This is a genomic window from Streptomyces sp. NPDC026062, assembly GCF_055568375.1.
In genome coordinates, this window is the sequence record NZ_JBVHOQ010000037.1 from 33,337 (window position 1) to 56,057 (window position 22,721).

Annotated in this window: 19 protein-coding genes; 4 read left to right on the forward strand and 15 right to left on the reverse strand. The window is 72.0% G+C overall.

Going from position 1 to position 22,721, the window contains the following annotated elements; translation table 11 throughout:
• Window positions 1-3: 3 nt before the first annotated feature.
• Entirely contained in the window at window positions 4-1,230 is a 1,227-nt protein-coding gene (locus ACZ4LX_RS28645; RefSeq protein ID WP_467643514.1) for an SDR family oxidoreductase, read from the forward strand.
• A gap of 162 nt (window positions 1,231-1,392) precedes the next feature.
• On the opposite strand, the gene ACZ4LX_RS28650 is transcribed toward ACZ4LX_RS28645, so the two are convergent.
• The 14 genes from ACZ4LX_RS28650 to ACZ4LX_RS28715 all read right to left on the reverse strand — a co-directional run bounded on the left by ACZ4LX_RS28650 (window position 1,393) and on the right by ACZ4LX_RS28715 (window position 17,920).
• Window positions 1,393-2,601 (reverse strand): cytochrome P450, encoded by a 1,209-nt coding sequence (locus tag ACZ4LX_RS28650; protein ID WP_467643516.1) that lies wholly within the window; start codon window positions 2,599-2,601, stop codon window positions 1,393-1,395.
• Between the two features lie 87 nt (window positions 2,602-2,688).
• A complete protein-coding gene (locus ACZ4LX_RS28655) occupies window positions 2,689-3,876 on the reverse strand; it encodes an aminotransferase-like domain-containing protein (protein ID WP_467643519.1) in 1,188 nt (395 codons plus the stop codon).
• Window positions 3,869-4,936, reverse strand: coding sequence for an isocitrate/isopropylmalate family dehydrogenase (locus ACZ4LX_RS28660; RefSeq protein ID WP_467643521.1), 1,068 nt, complete (start codon window positions 4,934-4,936; stop codon window positions 3,869-3,871). Before ACZ4LX_RS28660 ends, ACZ4LX_RS28655 begins: the two co-directional genes overlap by 8 nt.
• A complete protein-coding gene (locus ACZ4LX_RS28665) occupies window positions 4,933-6,912 on the reverse strand; it encodes an aconitase family protein (protein ID WP_467643524.1) in 1,980 nt (659 codons plus the stop codon). Before ACZ4LX_RS28665 ends, ACZ4LX_RS28660 begins: the two co-directional genes overlap by 4 nt.
• Entirely contained in the window at window positions 6,896-8,164 is a 1,269-nt protein-coding gene (locus ACZ4LX_RS28670; RefSeq protein ID WP_467643527.1) for a LeuA family protein, read from the reverse strand. The genes ACZ4LX_RS28665 and ACZ4LX_RS28670 overlap by 17 nt, the downstream gene beginning before the upstream one ends.
• Before the next feature lie 208 nt (window positions 8,165-8,372).
• Complete coding sequence (locus tag ACZ4LX_RS28675) at window positions 8,373-8,588, reverse strand: MbtH family protein (protein ID WP_467643530.1); 216 nt, start codon at window positions 8,586-8,588, stop codon at window positions 8,373-8,375.
• 270 nt (window positions 8,589-8,858) lie between these two features.
• Window positions 8,859-10,007, reverse strand: a complete 1,149-nt coding sequence (locus ACZ4LX_RS28680; RefSeq protein WP_467643532.1) for a glycosyltransferase family 4 protein — start codon at window positions 10,005-10,007, stop codon at window positions 8,859-8,861.
• Window positions 10,008-10,082: 75 nt separating this feature from the next.
• Complete coding sequence (locus ACZ4LX_RS28685) at window positions 10,083-10,811, reverse strand: FkbM family methyltransferase (protein ID WP_467643534.1); 729 nt, start codon at window positions 10,809-10,811, stop codon at window positions 10,083-10,085.
• Window positions 10,808-12,166, reverse strand: a complete 1,359-nt coding sequence (locus ACZ4LX_RS28690; protein WP_467643536.1) for a glycosyltransferase 87 family protein — start codon at window positions 12,164-12,166, stop codon at window positions 10,808-10,810. The genes ACZ4LX_RS28685 and ACZ4LX_RS28690 overlap by 4 nt, the downstream gene beginning before the upstream one ends.
• A 130-nt stretch (window positions 12,167-12,296) precedes the next feature.
• Window positions 12,297-13,304 carry a TauD/TfdA family dioxygenase gene (locus ACZ4LX_RS28695; RefSeq protein ID WP_467643538.1) on the reverse strand — a complete coding sequence of 336 codons (1,008 nt, stop codon included), beginning with the start codon at window positions 13,302-13,304 and terminating at the stop codon, window positions 12,297-12,299.
• On the reverse strand, window positions 13,301-14,323 hold the full coding sequence (locus ACZ4LX_RS28700) for a TauD/TfdA family dioxygenase (protein ID WP_467643540.1): 1,023 nt from the start codon (window positions 14,321-14,323) through the stop codon (window positions 13,301-13,303). The genes ACZ4LX_RS28695 and ACZ4LX_RS28700 overlap by 4 nt, the downstream gene beginning before the upstream one ends.
• Before the next feature lie 206 nt (window positions 14,324-14,529).
• Window positions 14,530-15,186 carry a response regulator gene (locus tag ACZ4LX_RS28705; protein ID WP_467643542.1) on the reverse strand — a complete coding sequence of 219 codons (657 nt, stop codon included), beginning with the start codon at window positions 15,184-15,186 and terminating at the stop codon, window positions 14,530-14,532.
• A gap of 16 nt (window positions 15,187-15,202) precedes the next feature.
• Window positions 15,203-17,179 (reverse strand): FtsX-like permease family protein, encoded by a 1,977-nt coding sequence (locus ACZ4LX_RS28710; protein WP_467643544.1) that lies wholly within the window; start codon window positions 17,177-17,179, stop codon window positions 15,203-15,205.
• Window positions 17,180-17,920: an ABC transporter ATP-binding protein gene (locus ACZ4LX_RS28715; protein ID WP_467643547.1), complete on the reverse strand. Its 741-nt coding sequence runs from the start codon at window positions 17,918-17,920 to the stop codon at window positions 17,180-17,182.
• Window positions 17,921-18,106: 186 nt separating this feature from the next.
• On the opposite strand from ACZ4LX_RS28715, the gene ACZ4LX_RS28720 reads away from it, so the two are divergent.
• Entirely contained in the window at window positions 18,107-19,438 is a 1,332-nt protein-coding gene (locus ACZ4LX_RS28720; RefSeq protein ID WP_467643550.1) for a sensor histidine kinase, read from the forward strand.
• Window positions 19,426-20,088, forward strand: a complete 663-nt coding sequence (locus ACZ4LX_RS28725) for a response regulator (protein WP_467643553.1) — start codon at window positions 19,426-19,428, stop codon at window positions 20,086-20,088. Before ACZ4LX_RS28720 ends, ACZ4LX_RS28725 begins: the two co-directional genes overlap by 13 nt.
• A 29-nt stretch (window positions 20,089-20,117) precedes the next feature.
• Here ACZ4LX_RS28725 and pheA read toward each other — a convergent pair whose 3' ends face one another.
• Window positions 20,118-21,056 (reverse strand): prephenate dehydratase, encoded by a 939-nt coding sequence (gene pheA / locus ACZ4LX_RS28730; RefSeq protein WP_467643555.1) that lies wholly within the window; start codon window positions 21,054-21,056, stop codon window positions 20,118-20,120.
• A 273-nt stretch (window positions 21,057-21,329) separates the two neighbouring features.
• Between pheA and ACZ4LX_RS28735 the strand changes: the two genes are divergently transcribed.
• Window positions 21,330-22,670 (forward strand): serine hydrolase domain-containing protein, encoded by a 1,341-nt coding sequence (locus tag ACZ4LX_RS28735; protein ID WP_467643557.1) that lies wholly within the window; start codon window positions 21,330-21,332, stop codon window positions 22,668-22,670.
• The last annotated feature ends 51 nt before the right edge of the window (window positions 22,671-22,721 follow it).

The following is a 22,721-nucleotide window of genomic DNA, read 5'->3' on the forward strand; positions in this document are numbered from 1 at the left end:
AGCTTGTTGGAGCGGCTGGCCGAGGTGCCCGACCCGCGCGATCCGCGCGGGGTGCGTCACCGGCTGACCGTCGTTCTCGCCCTCGCCGCCTGCGCCGTTCTGTTCGGGGCGACATCGCTGTTGGCGGTGGGTGAGTGGATCGCCGACGCCCCGCCGTTCGTACTGGAACAGGTCGGTGCCCCGCGCGATCCGGTGCTGCCCGGCAGGGCCCTGCCGGCCGAAGCCACGGTGCGCCGGCTGCTGACCCGCGTCGACGGTGACGCGCTGGACCGCGCGGTCGGAGGATGGCTCGCCGACCGCCGCACCAGGCCGGAGGGGCTGCGCGGCCTCGCGGTGGACGGCAAGGCGCTTCGCGGAGCGGCCAGGGCCAAGGGCCGCAAGATCCACCTGCTGGTCGCGCTGGATCACGCCACCGGTCTGGTCATGGCCCAGCTGGACGTCGGCGGCACCCGTACCGTCCTGGAGCTCGCCGGCCACCACGTCATCAAACCCGTCCACTACGTCTCCACCATGGCGGTGATCGCCGGCGTCGGCCGCGTCGAGGAGGACACCCCGCTCGATCACGCAGAACGCATCTCCATGGGCTACCCCGAGACCAAATGGGTCGCCGAGAAGCTGGTTCTCGAGGCAGGGCGACGCGGCCTGCCGGTCGCCGTCCACCGGCCCTACGAGGTGACCGGGACCGCTGACCGCGGTGTGTGGAACACCGACACCATGATGTGCGCCCTGTTCCGCACCATCGCCGAAACCGGCCTCGCCCCCGACGTGAGCCTGCCCCTGGACTTCGTCCCCGTGGACTACACCGCCGACGCCATCGTGCACATCGTCACCCACCAGGAACCCGACGGGCGTGTCTACCACCTCACCAACCCGCGCGACGCCCGGCTGCCCGCCCTGGTCGAGCGTCTTGTCGCCATGGGCTACCCGGTGCGTACCGTCTCCTACGACGAGTGGACCGCCATGCTCGCCGAGCTGACGATGAAGCGTCCCGACCACCCCATGGCGCCTTATGTGCAGATGTTCGAGGAACCGGCTCACGGCAGCGACATCTCCGTCAAGCAGATGTACCTCGACGGCACCTTCCCCGCCTTCGGCCGGGAGAACACCGAGGCCGCGCTCGCCGGCAGCGGGCTCTCCTGCCCGCCGACGGACGCAGCGCTGCTCGACCTCTATCTGCGCGAGTTCCGACGCACCGGCTACCTCGCCCCTCCCGCCGCACCGGGCCACTGACGCAGTCCGCCGTCCTGCCCGGCGGTTCCACGCTCCCGCATGATCCGAGCGACACGCACAACGGTCACCACGTGCCCCGGTTCCGGAGATCCCGGCCGGCCCTGCGGGGCCGCGTGGGCGGAGTTCTTCGGCGGCCGCCCCCGGGACCATCGCCGCGACGCGTCATGAGGACGGCGCCCCGCTCGTTCTCCATTCGACGGTGGCCCGCAACGTCCGGTATCCCTGGACCAGGTTCGAGCGGAGCCAGGTGGGCTCTTCCCGGAGGCCGACAGCCGCGACGGTCTCGGTCAGGACCCGCAGCAGGATCGTCAGCTCGACGCGGGCCAGGGCCGCGCCGAGGCAGTGATGTGTCCCGACGCCGAAGCCGAGGTGCCGATTGGGGCGACGCGCGAAATCGAATGTCCCGGGGGAGTCGAACATACGGGGATCGCGGTTGGCCGCGGAAAGCCAGGCGGCGACAGCGGAACCCTTGGCGATGGCCTGACCGCTGACCGTGACGTCGTCCGTGGCGATCCTCAGCACGTGCATCGCCGGTGAGGTCCATCGGATGAGCTCGTCGACGGCCGCCCCGGTGCTCTCGGGATCGGCGGCCAGGGCCGGGAGGAAGCCAGGGTTCTCCGCGGCGGCGTGGAAGCATCCTGTGACGGCGTGCCGGGTGGTTTCGTTGCCCCCGATCAGTACGTTGTCACAGTTCATCAGGACATCGTCCGGATCAAGGCTCTCCTCCTCCAGGAGAGCGCTGATGAGGTCCTCGCGCGGGTGCTTCCGGCGTTCGGTGATGAGCTCGTCGAAGTAGAGAAGGATCTCGGCGTGGGCTTCCGGAGGAGTCATTTCGCCGAAAGTGGCGTCGGCGCCCGCGAACGCGTGGTTGGTCAGATTCACCAGGAGTTCGCGGTCGGACGCCGGGACGCCGAGGATCTCGCACACGGCCGCCGCCGGAATGCGGGGGCCGATCGTGGCCGCCACGTCCATGGACGGCCGGTCACGCATGAGCTCGACCAGCGCCCGTGTCTCGGACTCGATGAACCGGTTCAGCGAGGCGGCCTTCGAGCGGGACAGGAACGGCCCGATGGCACGGCGCAGTTGGCTGTGCCGGGCGCCGTCCGTGACCACGAGCATGCGGCCGCCGGCGCTGTCGGAGTTCTCCGCGTCGAAACCGATCATCATGCCGTGCTCGGAGGTGAACGGCGCCTGGGGCGCGAGCACCTGGCTGCACGCCTGGTGGGAGAAGACCGACCAGAAACCGCTCGGCGAGGAACCGGGCTCTGTCCAGGCGACCCGGTCGGCGGCCGACAGCGATGCCCACATGGCGTACCGGTCCGTGGTCGTGTACATGTGCGGATCGCCGAAGTCGGTTGCGGAGGCGGCCACTTCGCCGTTCCTCTCCGAGGGCGGGGAATCCTTCCGGTGTCCCGGTTCGAAAGTCGTGTGCGTCACGCGAATCATCCCCCTGTGCGGTCAGGTGAAGGCCTTGCCCAGTCGTTTCATGCCCTGCTGGATGTCTTCGGGACTGTGTCCGGCGAAGGACAGCCGCAGGGTCGACCGGTCCGGTGGGCCTGCGAAGAACGGTGCTCCCGGTACGTAGGCGACTCCCTGGGAGACCGCCTCCGGCAGGAGGTCGACGGCGTTCAGGTGCTCGGGCAGACGCACCCACACGAACATGCCGCCGTCGGGGCGGCTCCAGGTGCTGCCCTCCGGCAGTGCGCCGGGCAGGGCCGCGAGCATGGCGTCGCACCGTTCCCGGTACAGCGCGGCGGCACGCCCCAGGCGGACGTCGATGTCGTGCGTCGCCAGATAGTGGGCGGCGGCCGCCTGGTCCACGGTCGAACTGTGCAGGTCCATCGCCTGCTTGGCCACCACACACGCGCGGCGGAAGGCCGGCGGGGCGTGCAGCCAGCCGAGACGCAGCCCCGGGGCGAGGATCTTGGAGAGGCTGCCGATCAGGACACTCCTGTCCTGGGCCCCTTCCTGAGCAGTGACCCAGGGCAGCCGCTGTCCCCGGAACCTCAGCTCGCCGTACGGGTCGTCCTCCGCGATCCAGAACCCCTTCCCGGCGGCCAGCCGCGCCACCGCCCGCCGGCGTTCGAGCGAGAGGGTACGGCCTGTGGGGTTCTGGAAGTTCGGCACCAGGTAGACGAGACGGACCCGGTCGCGGGCCACGACATGCGCGAGTGCGTCGACGTCGATGCCCTCGTCGTCCGTGGGGACGGGGATCACACGGGCACCCGTCCGGGCGAAGCACTGGAGGGCCGCGAGATAGGTGGGTTCCTCCACGGCGACGGTGTCGCCCGGCCGCAGCAGTACGGCCGCCACCAGGGCCAGCGCCTGCTGGGCACCCGTGGTGACGAGGAGCCGGTCCGGGCCGGCCGGCAGGCCACGACGGGTCAGCCGCTCGGCGATGACGTCCCGGAGGAGGGGGTCCCCGTCCGTGACGGAGTACTGGAGAACGGTGTGCGGGGATTCGGCCAGTACATGGCCGTAGGCGGCGCGCAGGCCTTCGGCGTCGATGGATTCGGAAGCCGGAAGTCCGCCGGCGAACGAGAGGATGTCGGGGCGGCCGCTCAGGGCGAGGGCGTCGCGGATGACGGAGCCGCCTCCGGTGGCGGGATGGTGCACCAACCCGGGCGGAGGTACGCGATCAGGCATGGGGACCACCCCCGTGAACGGCGGCGGCACCGGCGGCCGGGTCCTTCTCCAGCAGGCGCGTGACCTCCGTCATGAACGATTCGGTGGTGCCGTGACCGCCCATGTCCGGGGTGGCGGCGTCGCTCCGTACCGCTTCCGCCAGAGCCCGGCGCAACGCCGCCGACGCCGCGGGGTGACCGAGGTGATCGAGCATCAGGGCCAGGCTGACGGCCGTCGCGTACGGGTTGGCCGTGCCGAGCCCCGCGATGTCGGGCGCGCTGCCGTGGACCGGCTCGAACAGGCCGAATCCGGTCTCGGGGCAGATGCTGGCACTGGCGGCCAGCCCCAGCCCGCCCATCAGCGCCGCGCCGATGTCGCTGGCGATGTCCCCGAAGAGGTTCGGGGCGACGACGCCCTCGTACGGGGACGGGTCGCGGACCAGGTGGTAGCAGAAGGCGTCGACGTACTCCTCGGAGCCCCGCAGGTCCGGGAAGCGGGCGAGTTCGGCCCGGAAGACGTCCTGCCAGAGGCGGCCCGTGTGCGGAACGGCGTTGCTCTTGTGGATCAGTGTGACCCGTTCGCGGCCCTGGGCGCTGAGGGTGCGCAGACTGTGGCGGAGGAACTTCTGGACCGTCTCGCGGGTGTAGACGCACTCGTCGATGGCCACAGCGGTGCGGCGTTCCTGGGTGATCGTTCCGCCGACGCCGCTGTACAGGCCCTGGGTGTTCTCCCGGAACAGGTCGATGTTCCGGCCGGTGGCCCGGGGCGTGAACGGCCGGTGGTTGACGTACAGGTCGAGGCCCCGGCGCAGCCCCAGCAGGATCTCCCGGCCGTGCGCCATGTCGGGGATGCGGGGGTCGCCCAGGGCGCCGAGGAGGACGGCGCCGTATTCGGCGGTGAGCAGGTCGAGGGCGCCGGGCGGCAGGCCGACGCCCTCCGCGAGCCAGCGCTCGGCGCCCCAGTCGAAGGTCTCGTGGCTGATGCCCAGGCCGAACAGGTCGTTGAGGAGGTCCAGGGCCGGGAGGACGGCCGGCACCACTTCGGCGCCTATTCCGTCTCCGGGTACGACGGCGATTCTCATGCCCGCACCCCGTCCGCCGGGAGGGCGTCCTCCACGGAGCTGAGGCGCCCCGCGATGGCGCTCGCGGCGACCACGTAGGGGGAGACCAGATACACCTGGCCGGGGCCCGAGCGGCCGGGGAAGTTCCGGTTCTGCGCGCTGACGGTGATCTCGTCGGGGCGCTCCGACACGCCCGGCCCCGCGTTGATGCAGGCGCCGCAGGACGGGGGCAGCACGGTGACACCGACCTGTGCGAACAGGTCGAGGTAGCCGCGCTCGGTGGCGTGCGCCAGCACCGCCTCGCTGCCGACCTGAATGTAGGCCCGGACACCGTCCGGCACCCTGCGTCCCTGGTCGCGGGCGAGCGCGAAGACGCTGGCGTACATGTCCATGTCCTCGGCCTTGCCGCCGGTGCAGGAACCGCCGTACGCCTTGTCGATGCGGACCTCCTCCCGCACGGACGCCAGCGGAACGGAGTTGCGGGGGTCTCCGGGCAGGGCGACCATCGGCTCCACCTCGCCCAGGCCGACGCGTACCGAGGAGGCGTACCGCGCGCCCGGGTCGGACACCACGACGTCCCCGACCGGGGCGGCTCCCGGGCGGCGTCGCACATGGTCACGGGTGGTGTCGTCGGCCTCGAACAGAGCAGTCATCGCGCCTGCCTCGACGGCCATGTTGCAGAGCGTGGCGCGCTCGTCGATACTCAGGGCCGCGCCGGTGAACAGCAGGACCTTGCCCAGGGTCCGGTGGCCGGCGATCTCCGGATGGGGCAGCAGGTGGAGCATCACGTCCTTGGCGCAGACGCCGGGCCGCAGAGCGCCTTCGAGCTCGACCCGGACGACCGGGGGGACCTTGACGAGGATCTCGCGGTTGTACCAGGAGTTGGCGATGTCGGTGGCGCCCACACCGAACGCCAGGGCGCCGGTCGCTCCGGCCGTGCAGGTGTGACTGTCGGTGCCGATGACCACGTCGCCCGGGCGGGCGACCGACTCCAGGATGTGGTTGTGGCAGATCGCGCGGCTGCCACCGTTCGCGCCGGGGCCGATGAAGTGGCCCTTGGCGGCTGTCGCGAACTCCCTCTGCCGGGTGCCGAGATCCTCCACCCTGGCGATCAGTTCGGCGCCGTTGGCCCGGCGTTCGAGCACGGGCCCCGCCAGAGACAGGTGGTCCTGGAAGAAGTAGCAGCTGTCAGGGTCGGCGAGCTCAGCCTCCGGCCCGAACTGCTGGGCGAACATGCCCGCGGCCATCGGTGTGACGTACTCGTGGGAGAACCGGACGTCCGCCTCGACGAAGTACGACTCGCCGACCCGGACGGAGGAGCCCTCCGGCAGCCGGTTGCGGGAGGACAGGGCGCGCTGGAGGATCTTCTCCACGACGTTGAGCGGACGGGCGGCGTCGAAGCCCGGCGTGATGCGGGAGCCGTGCTGATTGAAGCGGAACAGCCCGCCCAGATCGATGATGGCGCGCTCGACGTCGTTGGCCTGCCGGGTGAACGCCGCGAGCGGCAGCTCCGCCCCGGCGAGCAGCTCCTCCAGGAGGCCGAAGTCGGTGCAGGTGATGATGCCGACGTTGCGGCAGTTCTGCTCGTAGATCCGCTCGAAGGAACGGGCGAAGACGAGCTCGACGCCCGCGTACTTCTCGGCGTAGACGGCGTGTTCGCGCGACGAGCCGCATCCCTTGGCCTCGCCGCTGACGATGATCTGCGGGGCGGACTTCCTCAGCGCGCCCTCGGTGATCTTCTTGTCGCGCAGGCCGAGGTAGGCGTAGTCGCCGAGCTTCTCGTCGTACCAGTAGCAGCACCAGCCGGGGATGATCTCGTCGGTGGAGATGTTGTTCATCAGCGGGGTGCGGAGCAGCTCGCCGGGTGCCGGTCCCGGGGCCCCCGACAACTGGGCCGCCACGGCGTCGGTGTCCTCGGTGAGGACCAGTACGTTGCCGCGCAGCGCGATCCGCCGCCCCCGGCCCCCCTCGTCCGGGGTGTTACTCGGCTGTCGCAATGATCCGCCCAATCTGCTCGTCGGTGAGGGGGCCGCGGTTCGACTTGGCGCCGGCCAGGATCTTCTTGAGGAACGTCGCGTCGTTGCTGTCGTAGCCGTGCACGGTCAGCCAGTAGCGGACGTTGTTGGTGCCGGACGTCTCGTCGATGAGCACTTCCTGCTCGCGGCCCAGGTAGCTGGCGGGAACGCTGGAGTACACGCTGTCCTTGACCAGCGTGTTCCCTTTCTGGTGCGCCTTGAGGATCGCGGAGGCATGGACGCCCGCGCTGGTCTTGAAGACGTCCCGGCCCAGGGCCGGGTAGTTCTGGGGGACTTCGACGTTCAGCATGGCCGAGGCACAGTCGCTGTACTCGCGCAGCGCCAGCAGGTCGTAGCTGTGATGGGCGTCGAGATGGCTGTTGACCATCAGCTGGTCCAGGGAGGCGTTTCCGGCGCGCTCACCGATGCCCAGTATGGTGCCGTGCACCCGGGCGCAGCCCAGGGCCAGCGCGGTCAGGGAGTTGGCAAGGGCCAGGCCCCGGTCGTTGTGGCCGTGCCACTCCAGGGCGACGGTCCGCTGCCGTTGTGCGAAGTACTGCCGGGTCCAGTGGATCAGGGCGGCCGTCCCGTGGGGGAGGGCGGCGCCGACGGTGTCGCACAGCGTCAGCCGGGTCACGCCGGAGTCGACCGCCGCGTCGTAGACCTGGCCGAGGACGTCCGGGGTGCAGCGCACCGCGTCCTCCAGCACCAGGACGAAGTCGACGTTCGCGTGCCGGCAGGTGGCGGCCGACGACACGATGTTGCGCTGGATGGTGGCGATGTCCCAGTCCTCGACGTACTGGCGGATGGGACTGACACCGATGAAGGCGTACGCGTCCACGGTGGTCTCCGCGCGTTCCGCGATGGCGCAGATCGCGCTGATGTCCGCCGGGTGGGTGCGTCCGGCGTAGCCCGGGGCGAGGTCGAGGCCCCGGTCGGCGACATGGCGCGCGAGCTGCACGCACTCGTCCAGCGCGGCCGGGTCGGAGCCGGGGAAGCCGAGATCGGCGGCGGGTACGCCGGTGGCCGCCATGTGGTCGACGAGAACGAGTTTCTCCGGCAGCGACGGGTTCCTGATGTGCGGTGCCTGGAGGCCGTCACGCAGGGTCTCGTCGAAGAAGGTGCCGGAGTACGCCGGGGGCTGGGCGACCGCGTCGACCTCCGCGCTGTTCCAGTTGAACCAGATGTCCGGTGCCGTGGCCGCGCCGGGACGTCTGCCGGTTGTTCCGTTCACTGGGACCTCCGCGTTCGGTGGATGGTGCTCCTGTGTGGACACGGGGCGTGTCGGATGCGAGGCGATCCGGTGACGACGGCGCGTGTCGGTGCTGACGTGCCGGGTCGGTGGCCGGGCAGGTCGCGAGAGGTGGGGGCCGGTTCGGGCGGGCGGTGCGTGCGGGAGCGGCGGCCGCCCGTGCCCGCCGGGCGGCGGACACGGGCCGGGCTCACGCCGCGGACGTCACGGCGTCGGCGAGGCGCTTGGGGCGCATGTCGGTCCAGTGCTCCTCGACGTAGTCGAGGCAGGCCTGCCGGTCGGCGGCGCCGTAGACGGCCTGCCAGCCCTCGGGCACGGCGGCCGTCTCGGGCCACAGGGAGTGCTGGCCCTGGTCGTTGACCAGGACGCTGTACCGGGCGTCGTCCTTCTCGAACGGATTGCTCATGGGGATCCCTCTCGGTGGTCGCCGAAACGGCAGAAGTGCGGGAAGACGCGTACGCGTACGACGTCGGACGGGTCGCCGGGGGGTGCTTCGGGCCGGACAGGCACAGCACCCGAAAACGGGCGGGGTACGGATATCCGCGCAGTGGTGTGCGGGTACCCGTACCTCTCAATCGTTGATCGTTCGCCCTTCCCGCGGCAAGCTCTTTCCCCTGATGGAAAACTGCCAGTTCACATGGGCCGAGAGGGAGTTGGCCGGAAAACCGGCCCATGGTCAGAGCTTCGGAGCGGTTCCCGTCCCGGGGGTGAGGAGGCGGGTGAGGTGTTGGGCGGAGGCGTCCCAGGTCCAGTTGTCCTCGACCCATCGCCTGCCCTGTTCACCCATCGCGGGCCCGTCGCAGGTGTGCAGGAGCCGCACGATCGCGCTGGCCACCGCCCGGACGTCCCGGCCGTCGACGACCGTGCCGGTGCAGCCGTCCAGCACGGCGTCCGGGGCGCCGCCCGAGTCGCCCACGACGACCGGCAGACCGCTCGCGGAGGCCTCCAGATAGACGATCCCGAGCCCTTCGGCCTCCAGGCCGGCCCGGCGCGTGCGGCAGGGCATGGCGAAGACGTCGGCGGCCGCGTAGTAGCCCGGGGTGTCCGCGTGGCGGACCCCGCCGCCGAAGACGACGGACCCCTTCGGGCAGCCGCGCGCCAGCCGCCGCAGCCGCTGCTCGTCCGGCCCGTTGCCGACCAGGAGCAACGTCGCCTCCGGTATGGTCCGCCGGATCTGCGGGAGGGCACGGATCAGCATGTCCTGGCCCTTGCGCGGGACCAGCCGGGAGACGCTCAGGATGACCTTGCGCCCCTGGAGTCCGTGCCGCTCCCGGATGGCCCGCCCCTGGCCGGCGGCGGATTCGCGCCGGAACTCCGCCGGGTCGACGCCGGGCACCAGGCGGCTCAGCCGTGCCCGGGGACCGAGCGCGGGGGCGATGCGGGCGCGGGTGTAGTCGCCGAGGTACGTGACGACGTCCACGTGGTCCCCCACGCGGCGCAGCAGGCGGCGTGCGCCGGGGACCCGGGCCCACCAGATCTCGTGGCCGTGCGTGGTCGCGACGATCCGCCGCACGCCGCCGCGGCGGAGGGCGAGGGCCATGGCCGCGAGCGGAGCGGCCGCTCCGAACCACACCCGGTCGCAGCCGTAGGCACGCGCGAGCCGCAGGGCTTGCCCGGTGACCCGCGGCGTGGGCAGCAGCATGCGGGTCGGGTCGCGCACCACGGGGAACGGAAGGGTGGCGTCGAACGCGGCGGCGCCGGGCTCGGACGAGGTGTAGACGACGACGTTGTCGCCGGGCACCCGGGTGGCCATGGCGTGGACGAAGGTCTCTATGCCGCCCTGTCGTGGGGGGAAGTCGTTGGTGACGATGAGTGTGGTGTTCAAGGGGCTGCTTCCTCAAGGTTGCCCGGGCCCGGGGGCGCCTGTGAGCGCCTTGGCTGTCCGGGGCTGCCGGTGGTGTCACGCCGTGAACAGGTAGTTGCGGCAGTCGTCGCTGACCCCGCCGACCTCCGTCCACCGGCCGTCCGTCCAGCGGCTGGGCCGGTAGCCGTAGTCGCCGAGAAGGGCCACGACCTCGTCGGCCCGGGCGCCGTACTTGGCGAGATGCCGGTTCTCGATCTCCAGGAGGAACACCGGGCGGTGCTGCCGCAGGGTCCGACGGGCGCCGAGGAGGACGGCGTGTTCGGCGCCCTCCACATCGGCCTTCACGAAGGCGACCTTCTTCAGCCCGGCGCGCTCGACGAGTTGGTCGAGGGTGCGCATCCGGGCCGGCACCAGCTGGGCGGAGGCGAACTCCGCATTGGGACCCGGCCCTTGGGCGCCCTCGGTGAGGAAGGCCCGCCCATGGACGGGTAACCCCTTGCGCCGGGGCAGGCTGAGGGTGCCGTGGCCCGCCCGCGATCCCAGGGCGGTGCGGTGCACGACGACGTTGGAGCTCCCCAGCGTCCGGGCGGCCAGCCGCAGCCAGCGGGCGGGTCCGGGCAGCGGCTCCACACTGTGCACCTGGCCCCTGGGGCCGACCCGGGCCGACAGCGCCCAGGTGTACAGGCCGTACTCGGCACCTATGTCCAGGCAGTTGTCGCCGTCCCGGACCAAAGCGCCGAGGCCCGCCACCTCGTCCTCGACGAAGCTCAGACGTCCCGCCGCCCGGCGCAGGGCATCGGCCACGATGGCCGTACGACGGTTCACAGGCGCTCCTTGAGGGCCACCGGCAGCCGGACGGGCCGGAGGGCCGATACGGGCTCGGCACCGGGGTCGGCACCGGGTCCGGTACCGGGGCGAGGGCCCGTGGCAGCGGCGCGGCCCGGGGGAGCGGCCGCCCCCGACGGTTCCGCGGCGATACGGGCCCACACCACCAGCACCAGGGGCAGGGCGAAGTAGCCGAAGCGTGCGGCGGGCGCGAACGAGAAGGCGACGCACAGTCCGAGCGCGAGCCGTCCGGCCGATTCCCTGACGCCGGCCGGCGGACGCAGGACGAGGGAGAGCGCGACCGCGACGCCGCCGCACACCAGCAGGGCGACGGCCGCGTACCAGCCCGGCGGGCCCAGGTCCGCGAGGAGCCGCCCGGGCAGCGGGCTGTCGGCCGGGGTCGCGACCTCGGCGCGCCCGGTGGGGAAGGCGAACACCTGGTCCACGAGCGGCCCGGGTGTCAGGACGGCGGAAGGCAGCACCAGGGCGGTGGTCCCGGCCGCCCAGACCGCGATGTACCGGGCGATCGCCCAGCCGCCGGCCCGGTACGCGAGCAGGCCGCCGACCACGGCGACGGCGGGCAGCGCGGTCCACTTGAGGGCACAGGCGCCGGCCAGCGCAAGGGCCGCGCCGCCGGCCCGTCCCCGGGCCGCTAGAGCGATCCCCAGACAGCACAGCCCGGCAAGTGGCAGGTCCACCCCGCTCACGGCCAGCGGAAGCGCCACCGGCGGCGACGAGATCAGGACGGTCAGGGAGAGCCAGGGCGCGGAACCACCGTGGGTGACACGCGCCTTGGCACGGTCCCGGCCGCCGCGGCGGACCGCCGTGTATCCGGCGGCCAGGCAGGCCACCAGCGCCAGGGCGCACCACAGCCGGGCATCACCGAGGAGACGGGCCAGGGCGTTTCCGTCCCCGAACAGCTCCCGGGGGAGACCGAACAGGGCCATCCCCGGGAGGTAGGGGTTGTAGTCCGTGACGGTCTCGGGCGTGGCCAGGTAGGGCGATCCGGTGCCCACCAGGAGCGCGGCGGAGTGTTCGACCACCCGGACCTCGCTCTGTGCCCGCCCGGTGAGCGTCAGGCTCAGGAAGGGGATCACGACGGCACCGGTCAGCGCGGAGGCGACCGAGAGCGCACGGGCCTGGGGCCTCGGCAGCGCGCGGGCGAAGAGCGCCGCGCCCAGATAGCCGATGGCGGCGCTCTGTCCCCAGACACGGTGGGGCGGGGGCGCGGCGAGCAGGGCCAGGGCGGCCGCGCAGACGGCGGCGGCCAGCCAGCCGACGGTCCACAGCCCGCGCCTCCCGGCCGGTGCCCGGAGCGCGAGGGTGCGGACGGACCGGAGACGGGGCATGGTCATGAAGGTTCCGACCTGTGGATGAGGCACGTCTCCATTGCAGCCGGGGACGGGCACGAGGTCATGACAGGTAGGTCGAGAGCCGGTGGTCGGGTTTCCCCGACCACCGGCGCGTCCGGCGGCCCTCGGCAGGTCAGCGGAGGTCCGGGTTCACGCACAGGTCGGACATGGCGACGAGGATGCGACGGTCGCCTCGGAAGGGCTCCCGGGCGTGTGTGGCAAGGAAGTTGTCCACCACGAGCACGTCGCCCCGCTGCCAGGGCACGGTGACCGCCTCGTCCCGGTAGAGCTGCCCGACGAGCTCCACCGCGTCCTCCTCGATGGGGCTGCCGTCCCCGTAGAAGGCGTTGCGGGGCACGCCCTCGGGGCCGTACTCGCCGAGCAGGTAGTCGGACACCTCGCCGGGCAGGGCGCTGATGTGCCACAGATGCGCGTGGTTGAACCAGACCGTCTCCCCGGTCCGGGGGTGGCGGGTGACCGCCTGGCGGACCGCGCGGGTGCGCAGCCCGTCCTCGCCCACCCAGGTGAACTCGGTGTGCGAGGCCCGGCAGTACGCCTCCACCTCCGCCCGGTCGGTGGTCTGGAAGACCACCTGCCAGGGGATGTCCAGGACCGGGCTGTAGTTGCGCACGTAGCTGACGCCGTGGCGCTCGAAGCGCTTGCGCAGCTCGGCGGGGATTCTCGGCAGTACGGCGCGCTCACTGGCGAGCGGGGTCGCCCCGCCGGTGCGGGAGGGCCGGTCCCCGTAGAAGTACAGCACTCCGGGCCAGTTGTGGGAGTACGACATCTCGTGGTGGAAGGCGATCCACTGGTCCTCGCTGAGCTCGGTCGAGGTGAAGACCCGGTCGGCGATCTCGGTGCGGGGCGCGGCCCGCTCCAGATAGTCCAGCAGCTCGGGCGAGAAGGCGCGGGTGGCGGTGCCGAACGCCTCGGGGCTGTCGACGGCGAAGCCGCGGAACAACAGGGCGCCATGGCGGTCGAGTTCGGCGGCCAGCCGGTCCCGGTTGGCGGCGATCCAGTGGTCCAGCCGCAGTCCGGGCCCGGCAGCCTCGATACGCAGCAGAAAGGGTTCGGGACGCTCGGGCGCACAGCGCACCGGGCCGCCGGCGAAGGGCGCCGCGGCAGTGGCGGGCGCGGTCATGCGGCGCTCCCCTCACGGGCGTCCGGCAGCGAGCCGACGGGGTCGCACATCGCGGCCAGGATGCGGCGGGGGCCCTCGAACGGCTCCCGGGCATGGGCGGTGATCATGTTCTCGACGAGCAGGACATCGCCTTGTTCCCAGTCGAAGCCGATGGTCGCGGCGGCGTAGGCGGCGCGGAGTTCGGCGGTCGTGGCGTCGTCGACGGGGCTTCCGTCGCCGTAGTACGTGTTGTAGGGCAGGTCCTCGTCCTCGAACGCGGCACGCAGCCCGACGCTGACCTCCTCGGGCAGCGAGGTGACGTGGAAGAAGAGCGCGTGGTTGAACCAGGTGCGCTCACCGGTCACCGGATGCCGGTGGACGGCGGGCCGGGTCTGCCGGGTCCGCAGCTGGTCCCCGTCGAGCCACTCGGCCGTGATGCCCGCGGCCGCGCAGTAGGCGGCCACCTCGGTGCGGTTGTCCGTCTGGAAGGTCTCCTGCCAGGACAGGCTGATGCCGGGGATGTAGTTGCGCACGTACTGCACACCGAGCCGCTCGAACTTCTCGACGGTCTCCGGGCGCAGCCGCGCCAGGATCTGCCGGGAGTCGGCCAGCGGGGTGCGGCCGCCCCGGTCGGCGGGCCGCTCGCAGCAGAACACGATCCGCAGGGGCCAGTTGTCCGTGTACGACTGCTCGTTGTGCAGCAGGATGTGCTGGTCGGAGGGGTGCTCGGTGGACGTGTAGATGTTGTCCTCGACGTGGGTGCGCGGCGATGACCGCTCCCCGTACGAGAGCACGTCGTCCGAGAGTGCTCCCATCACCTCGCGGAACGACGCCGCGTCGGTGACGTCGAAGCCTCGGAAGAGGACCGCACCCGCCCGGTGGGCCAGGTCGTCGACGACCTGGCGGTGGGCGGCGACCCACGCGGTCAGACCGGCGCCGGGGGCGTCCGCCCGGACCAGGGCCGGCAGTGTGCGCCCGGCCCACTGCGGTGACACGGTCGCGGTGGGTGGAACCATGCGTACGTCGTTCAGGTGTGTCATGAAGGGACTCCGCATCGATGGCGACGAGAGGTGTCGAAGGCAGCGAGAGGTCGGGGCGGCGTCCTCGATCGCTGCGGCTGCCCACGCACCTCGCGCGGGCAGCCGTTTCCTTCATCCTTGATCCCTCACCACGGTGCGGGCAACACATTTCCCTGCAACGAAACCGCGCTGGTCACCACCGGTTTCATGGCGATTCCGACGCCGGATCAGATCCGTCCGGTGCCGCGCAGGTAGTCGAGCACCGCGAGCACCCGCCGATTGCTGGTGGGCGACCCGGGGATGCGCAGCTTGCTGAGGATGGACGTGACGTGCTTCTCCACGCCTCGTTCCGAGATGCCCAGCCGCTGGCTGATGCCCCCGTTGGACAGTCCCACGGCGACCAGTTCGAGGACCACCTGCTCCCGCTCCGTCAGCGGCTCGGAACCGGGGTGCCGCGCCGGGCTGTCGAGGATCTCCCGGTACAGCTCGGTGTCCAGGACGACCTCGCCGGCCGCGACCCGCTCCAGGGCGTCGACGAACTCGCTCACGTCGCCGACGCGTTCCTTGAGAAGGTAGGCGACACCGCTCCGTGCGCCGTGCAGCAGCCTGCGGGCGTAGGACGCGTCCAGGTACTGCGTGAGGACGAGGACCCCCGTGCCCGGATGGAGCGTGAGGACCTGCTGCGCCGCCCGAATCCCCTCGTCGGTGAACGTGGGCGGCATCCGTACGTCGGTGATGACGACGTCCGGCGAGAACTCCCCCACCACGTCCGGGAGCCGGGCCGCGTCGCACAGTTCCGCCACGACCTCGACGCCGTGGTGTTCCAGCAGTTGTGCCATGCCCTGGCGCAGGAGTGCCGAGTCCTCCGCGATGACGACCTTCACAGCGTTGTGCCCTCCCCTATTCACGCGTGGCGAGCGCGGCGATCTCGCCCCGCCGCAGCAGCCGGCCGGTGGCCGCGAGACCCACGGCCGTGCCCACGGCCAGGCAGCCGAGAACGAGCAGGGTCAGCGTTCCCCACGACACACTGAGGTCGGCCATCGCATAGCGCGCGGTCAGCGAGGCGCGGTACACCCCGAGGCCCAGACCGACCACGACGGCGGCCACCAGTGTGGCCAGACCGGTGGTGATCAGCGCCTCCCACACGGCGACCCGGCGTACCTGTTCGTCGGCCACGCCGACCAGGCGCAGGCCGGCGATCTCCCGGCCACGCCTGCTGTACGACATCACGAGCGTGCTCGCGACGGAGACCAGGGCGTACAGGGACGCGGGGCCCGCCAGGATCAGCAGGACCAGGGTGTTCAGCTGCTCCTGTTCGTTCGACACGGTCGCGAACCACTGGCCGGTCGGGGTCACCGTCACCCGGTCCGGGCCCAATCGCTCCGTCAGGTCCCGCGCGAGGTCATCGGCCCTGCCCGCGGAGCCGGGGTCCAGGAGCAGCGTCGCTCGCTCGGGCCGAGGCGCGCCGGGCGTACCGGCCGGCAGCAGCACCTGGGCCATGTCCGAGCCGGCTTCGAGGACCGCCGCCACCTTGCCGCCGGCAGGCTTCCGGTCGTACAGCCCGTACGTGACGCGGGAGCCGACGTGGTAGCCGTACCAGCCCGCGTACTCCCGGGAGACGGCGATCTCCCCGGGGCGCAGTGCTCTGACGCCGCCTTCGATCACGTCGATCCGGTGGGTGCGGGCGTACGACGGGAGGTCGACCACGGCGCCCCGGTCCAGGCGCACGGACGTGCGGTCGGCGACGGCCACGTCCAGGCGGGCCGGTGACGACACGGCCGCGACGCGCCGGTCCCTGCCGAGCGCGGACAGGGTTTCCCCGGTGAGGCCGCCCTCGCCCTTCGACTCGACGATCAGCTGGCCCGCCGTGCGGTGCCGGTCGTCGGCCTTGACCGTGGCGCCGGTGGTGGCGAGGACCGAGGTGAAGATCCCGACGACGGCGATGATGGCGAGGACCGGGCCGGTGAGGGAGGCGGTGCGCAGCTTCGCCGTGGTGACGGAGGCCAGGGCCAGCTGGGCGGGCACCGAACCGGTCCGGCGGACCGGCGAGGCCAGCAGCCGGGCGAGCGGCGTCAGGTAGAGCGGGCCCAGCAGCGAGGCGGCGAAGGTCAGGGCCAGGGTGCCGAACAGGGCCAGCGGGATCGCGGCCTCGGTGTCGGAACCCGGCGTGAGGCAGATCATCAGGCCACCGGCGACGAGCATCAGCAGGCCCCCGGTCCAGCGCCCGGCCGACATGGCGCGGCTGTCCAGCTCGGCCTCCCGGAGCGCCTCCGTCACATGGACCCGCGAGGCGCGGCGGGACGCACCGCGCGCCCCCAGCAGCGCCATGAGCAGACCGGCTCCGGAGGCGATGGCCAGCGGGCCGGCCAGGGGCGGGTCATGAAGGTCGACGGGCGAGAGCCCGGTGCCGTTCAGAGCGGCCAGGGTGAGGGGCGAGGCGACCACGACCAGCAGACAGCCCACCGCAGCCGCGGGGACGGCGACGGCCAGGCACTCGCTGATCACCATGCGCCGGACCTGCCGGACACCGGCACCCACCAGCCGAAGCAGGCCCAGCTCCCGGCGGCGCAGCGCGATGCTGAGGGCGCAGGTCCCGGAGATGACGAAGATGGTCACGAACAGGCACACGACCCCGGTCATCACCAGGACGGTCTGGATGCCGCCGAGGTCGATGGCGCCCCCGGAGACCGTGTGGTCGTTCCCCTCACCGTCGGGCAGGGTGACCGAGGGGCGCCCGGACGGCTGGCCGATGCCGAACGTGGCGCCGAGAGCGGAACAGACGAGGCCGATGAGCGTCACGCCGAGCACAAGGGAGACGAACGTCCCGAGGAACAGCGGGGAGTGGTGCCGTACGGAGCGTACGGAAAGGCGCCACATTCAGCTCTCCCAGCGGGTGAGCCAGGAAGTGATCCGCTCGACCGTGGGGCCGGCCAGTGCGTCGGCGACCCGGCCGTCCACCAGGTAGTAGACCTGGTCCGCCGCCGCGGCGGCCACGGGGTCGTGGGTGACCATGACCACGGTCGCCCCGTCCTTGTCGACGAGGGCGCGCAGCAGGGCGATGATCTGGCGGCCGGTGGCGCGGTCCAGTGAACCGGTCGGCTCGTCGGCGAAGACGACCTCGGGCCTCGTCGCGATGGTCCGCGCGATGGCCACCCGCTGCTGCTGTCCACCGGAGAGCTGGGCGGGGCGGCGCCCGGCGACGTCGGCCAGGCCGACGCGGCTCAGGGCCTCCAGCACGGTGGCCCGCCGCGGGGGGTGGCCGCTCAGCCGCAGCGGGAGGGCGACGTTCTCGTAGGCGGTCAGCATCGGCAGCAGGTTGAACTGCTGGAAGACGAAGCCGACGCGGTGCCTGCGCAGGTCGGTGAGGGCCCGTTCGTCGCAGGAGGTCAGGTCCATGTCGCCGAGCAGGACCCGGCCGGAGTCCGGCCGGTCGAGTCCGGCCGCGCAGTGCATGAGCGTGGATTTGCCGGATCCGGACGGACCCATGACCGCCGTCATCGACCGTGCGGGGAAGGCCATGGACACATGGTGGAGGACGGGGGACGCGGCCCCCGGGTACGTCTTGGAGACATCGACCAACTGTGCGGCCGACACCGCTGTGCCGGTGAGGATTGACATGCCGTCCAGCAGACCAGCCGGACCGGGTGGTGCGCAGTGGATCTGACGGTAGTCCGCAAGGGTGGGTTTTCCCTACCGACAAACGTGAAAAACGGTGACTACTGTGGAAGCGATCACGTGTGCGGGCGGGTGAACGCCCTGGACGGGCCGCGCCCTGGAAGCATGGCGCGGCGGGAAAGGCGCGACATGTCCTCCGCGAAGGAACCGAGTGTGCCGGGAGGGCTCGACGGGTCCCCCGGCCCCGACGCGGCTCTGCGGGAAGCGCTCGGGCGGCGGCCGAGGGACTTCCTGCTCTCCCGGTGGCCCCTGCGCTGCTGGGCCCATCTGCTGACCGGCGCCCTGTTCGGTATCGGGGTCCTGCTGGGGCTCGCCCTGCTGATCTCCCTCGGGGTGGTGCTCTCGGTGGTCGGCGTCGGGCTGCTGCTGCTCGCGTGCACCGTGCTGGTGGGAGTGCCGGTGGCAGCGGTCGAGCGCCGCCGACTGAGGCTCGTCGCGCCGGTGCCGCTGTCCGACCCCCATGAGCCGACACCCGGTGCCACGGGCCTGCGGCGGCTCCGGCATCTGTTCACCGAGCGCGCCACCTGGCGTGAGCTCGGGTACGCGGCCCTGCTGGCGGTCGTCTTCGCCGGAGCCGGTCTCGGCCTGGTCGTGCTGCTGGCGTTCTCCGCCGTCCTCACCGCGATACCCGTGGTGGTCTGGGCGCTGGCTCCCGAGACGGTGATGGTCATCCCGGGACAGGCCATCCCCCACCCCCTGGCGGCCGTCCCGTTCGCCCTCGTGGGACTGGCCGGTGTGGTGCTGTCCGCCTACGGGGCCGGCTGGCTCACCGCGGCGCAGGTGCGGATCGCCTGGTTCCTGTTGTCGCCGCGCGAGGACGAGATGTCGAAGCGGGTCGTCGAGCTGACCCGCTCGCGCGTCCGGCTCGCGGACGCGTTCGAGGCGGAACGCCGTCGTATCGAGCGCGATCTGCATGACGGCGCCCAGCAGCAACTGGTCGCCCTGACCATGACGTTGGGCCTCGCGGAGCTGGAACTCGCCGAGGCCAGCCCGGAGGGTGCCGCACTGATCGCCCGGGGCCGGGGCGAGGCGCGGCGCGCCCTGGACCAGCTGCGCGACCTGGTCCGGGGAATCCATCCGCAAGTGCTCACCGACCACGGCCTGGCCGCCGCCGTGGCGGAAGTCGCCCTGCGGACGCCCCTTCGGGTCACCGTCGACATCGAACTGCCGCGCAGGCTGCCCGCGCTGGTGGAGACGACGGCGTACTTCACGGTGACGGAGGCGTTGACCAACGCGGCCAAGCACAGCGGCGCGACCGAGATCGGCATCATGGGCCGACTGGAGCAGGATCGGCTTATCCTTCTGGTCACCGACAACGGGAAGGGCGGGGCCGATCCCGCCCGGGGGACCGGCCTGTCCGGACTCGCGGACCGCCTGGCGATCCTGCGGGGCCGCCTGCTGGTGTCCAGCCCGGCCGGCGGTCCGACCCAGATCCGGGTGGAGGTCCCGTGCTCCGTGTAGTCCTGGCCGAGGACGCGGTCCTGCTCCGCGCAGGACTTGCCGAACTGCTCAGCCGCAGCGGCCATGAGGTGGTCGAGGCGGTGGGAGACGCCCCGGCCCTGGCCCGGGCGGTGGACGAACACGCCCCCGACGTCGTGATCACCGATGTCCGGATGCCTCCCGACTTCCGGGACGAGGGACTCAAGGCGGCCCTCGAACTCCGTGTCCGCCATGAGCACCTGCCCGTGCTGGTGCTCTCCCAGTACGTCGCCACGGCCTATGCCACCCAGCTGCTGAGCGGCAGCGGCCCGGGGGCCGGAGGTCTCGGCTATCTGCTGAAGGACCGGGTGGGCGAGGTCGCGGACTTCATGGACGCGCTGCGCAGGGTCGCCGACGGACAGACCGTGATCGACCCCGAGGTCGTCCGGCTGCTGCTGGCACAGCAGACCGCGGACCGGCCGCTGGGCAGGCTGACCCCGCGGGAGCGCGAGGTGCTCGCGCTGATGGCCGAGGGGCTCAACAACCAGTCCATCGCACACCGCTTGTGCGTCACGGAGGCGTCGGTGGTCAAACACTCCAGCAACATCTTCATGAAGCTCGACCTCGACCCGACGGAGGGCAACCGCCGGGTCCTGGCCGTCCTCGCGCATCTGCGGGGGGAGAGCGGCTGAGGACCGGCTCCGAGGCCCGGCGACACCGCCTACTCCCGCCCGCCCTGGATCCGGTTCAGCCAGTCGGCCGCGGCCGTGAACACGGGGTCGCCGCCCCCGTCGCGCTGCGCCGGGCCCCCGCCGGGATACGGGGCGTCCGCCCGCGGATAGGACCCCAGGAACCGCACCTGCGGCGCGATCCGCTTGAGCCCCATCAGGGCCTCGCCCACGTGCCGTTCCGCCACATGACCCGCGGCGTCGATCACGAAGCAGTAGTTGCCCATTCCGCCGCCCACCGGGCGTGACTGGATCAGCAGCAGGTCCACCCCGCGCACGGCGAGCTGCTGGAGCAGCCCCAGCAGGGCGCTGGGCCCGTCCGCGCTCAGCCAGACCACCACCGAGGTCCGGTCGTGCCCGGTGGGCGCCGCCGGCCGGGCCGGGCGGCCGACGAGCACGAACCGGGTCTCGGCGTTCTCGGCGTCATGGATCCCGGTGACCAGCGGCTCCAGCGCGTAGCGCGCGGCGGCGGCCTCGCCCGCGAACGCGGCGTCGTAGCGGCCTTCCTGGACCAGCCGTGCGCCGTCCGCGTTGGACGCGGCCGACTCCCACTGCGCGTACGGCAGATGGCGGCGCAGCCAGTGCCGGACCTGCGGCTGGGAGACCGGGTGCCCGGTGACCACCTTGATGTCGTCGAGTGCGGTACCCGGGCGGACGAGCAGGGCGAAGGCGATGGGCAGGCGCACCTCGCGGAAGATCATCAGAGGGGTGCCGTGGGTGAGTTCGTCGATGGTGCCGGTGACACCGCCCTCCACGGAGTTCTCGATCGGGACGAGTGCGGCCTCCACCTCCCGGGCCCGTACCGCGTCGAGTGCGGCGGACACGGACACCATGGGAACCAGTTCCCGGGTGGCCGCCTCCGGAAGGGTGTGCAGAGCTGATTCGGTGAACGTTCCTTCAGGGCCGAGATAAGCGAAACGGGATGCCGACATGACCGGAACCATAAGGTGCGTGTTACGGCCAACTGCCGCTATCCGCACCGGAATTGTTCCCTCACTTCGGCTTTGACCTGCTGCCTTTCTTTCCAGGGAAAGACCTTGCCGCTGGAAGTCGTCCCGATCAAGGATGAATGAGGTACGGAGATCCGCACCCCCTGACGGGGGGATGGCCGTACTCGCAGCAGCCGCCGGGAGCACCTCCGCCGGCGTATCCGAAGACGTTTCGCGTGCCGTGAGGCCGCGCTGGTCTACGCGATGGGGGACAACATGGACGCCGGACGCGCCGCCGAGTTACTTCGTGCGCTCACCGAGAAGCATGCCGTGCCGGGTGCACAGCTCGCCCTGCACACCGGATCGAAGGCCGTCTCCGTGGCCACCGGCGCCGTCCGGGCCGGCGAGGCCCGGCGCGTCGACACCGACACGATGTTCGCCTTCGGCTCGGTGACCAAGGCGTTCACCGCGACTCTGGCTCTTCAGCTCGTCGCGGACGGGGACATCGGCCTCGACGAGCCGATCGCCGGCCTCCTGCCCTCCTGGCGCCGGACACGCTCGACGGCCCTGGGCCGCATCACCCTGCGGCACCTGCTGTCGCACACCGCGGGCCTGGTGTCGGACCATCAGCCGGCCGACACCGCCGACCGGTCCCTCGCCCGGTACGCGGCGGGCGTCGCCGGTCTGCCGCTGCTGTGCGCACCCGGCAGCCGCTTCTCGTACGCCAACACCGGATACAACATCGTCGGGCATCTGGTCGAGGAACTCAGCGGAATGCCGTGGCACACGGCGCTGCGGGAATTCCTGCTGGAACCGCTCGGCGCCGCGCCGCGGCTGCTGAACGCCCGGGACGACTCCGGCCGCGCCACCGCGAGCGGCCATGTGGTGCGGCCGGGCGGGCATGCGGCCGTCCCCGTCAACCTGTACCTGCCCGCGACCTGGGCACCCGCCGGCGGGCTCGTCGGCAGCGCCGAGGATCTGCTGGCCCTCGCCCGGCTGCACATCGGCGCGCACCCGGGAGCCGACCGGCTGCTCGACACCGGGCACCGGTCGCAGATGCACCGCACCCAGGAAGGCGCCGACGCCTTCGGCATGGCCAACGGCTGGGCCCTGGGACTGGGCAGCTACGGTGACGGCGACGCCTGGCTGGGGCACGACGGAACCGTCGACGGCGCCACCTGCCATCTGCGCTTCCACCCTGCGACGGGAACCGCCGTGGCACTCACCACGAACGCCACCACGGGCACCCTGCTCTGGCCGGACCTGGTGGACCGGCTGCGGCGGGACGGGGTGCCCGTCGGGGACTACGAACCCGCCCTCGACGCCCCGCCGGCCGACGGCCCGGAGGTCCTGGACCCCGGCCACGTGGTGGGCGACTACGCCAACGGCGACACCGTCTTCTCGGTGCGCCCGCACGGCGACGGAGTCCGCCTGAGCGACCGCACCGGCCTCGTCGCGGATCTGACCCTGCACCACCGGCTGGCCTTCGAGGCGCGCCGCCTCGACTCCGGCCAGGCCCCCTGGATCGGCCGCTTCCTGATGGACGACGACGCACCCGGCGCGACCCTCATGCAACTGACCGGGCGGTCCGCCGCCAGGGTGCCCGTAGCAGCCTGATCCGCGCGCCGTCCGCCGCCGGCCCCCGACCTCTCCCGGCCCCGGCGACCA

Coding starts and splice junctions, on each gene's coding strand:
- ACZ4LX_RS28720 (WP_467643550.1), top strand. CDS start 18,107: ATGTCCTCCGCGAAGGAACCGAGTGTGCCGGGAGGGCTCGACGGGTCC.
- ACZ4LX_RS28695 (WP_467643538.1), bottom strand. CDS start 13,304: ATGACCGCGCCCGCCACTGCCGCGGCGCCCTTCGCCGGCGGCCCGGTG.
- ACZ4LX_RS28660 (WP_467643521.1), bottom strand. CDS start 4,936: ATGAGAATCGCCGTCGTACCCGGAGACGGAATAGGCGCCGAAGTGGTG.
- ACZ4LX_RS28655 (WP_467643519.1), bottom strand. CDS start 3,876: ATGCCTGATCGCGTACCTCCGCCCGGGTTGGTGCACCATCCCGCCACC.
- ACZ4LX_RS28735 (WP_467643557.1), top strand. CDS start 21,330: ATGGACGCCGGACGCGCCGCCGAGTTACTTCGTGCGCTCACCGAGAAG.
- pheA (WP_467643555.1), bottom strand. CDS start 21,056: ATGTCGGCATCCCGTTTCGCTTATCTCGGCCCTGAAGGAACGTTCACC.
- ACZ4LX_RS28715 (WP_467643547.1), bottom strand. CDS start 17,920: ATGTCAATCCTCACCGGCACAGCGGTGTCGGCCGCACAGTTGGTCGAT.
- ACZ4LX_RS28700 (WP_467643540.1), bottom strand. CDS start 14,323: ATGACACACCTGAACGACGTACGCATGGTTCCACCCACCGCGACCGTG.
- ACZ4LX_RS28710 (WP_467643544.1), bottom strand. CDS start 17,179: ATGTGGCGCCTTTCCGTACGCTCCGTACGGCACCACTCCCCGCTGTTC.
- ACZ4LX_RS28675 (WP_467643530.1), bottom strand. CDS start 8,588: ATGAGCAATCCGTTCGAGAAGGACGACGCCCGGTACAGCGTCCTGGTC.
- ACZ4LX_RS28690 (WP_467643536.1), bottom strand. CDS start 12,166: ATGACCATGCCCCGTCTCCGGTCCGTCCGCACCCTCGCGCTCCGGGCA.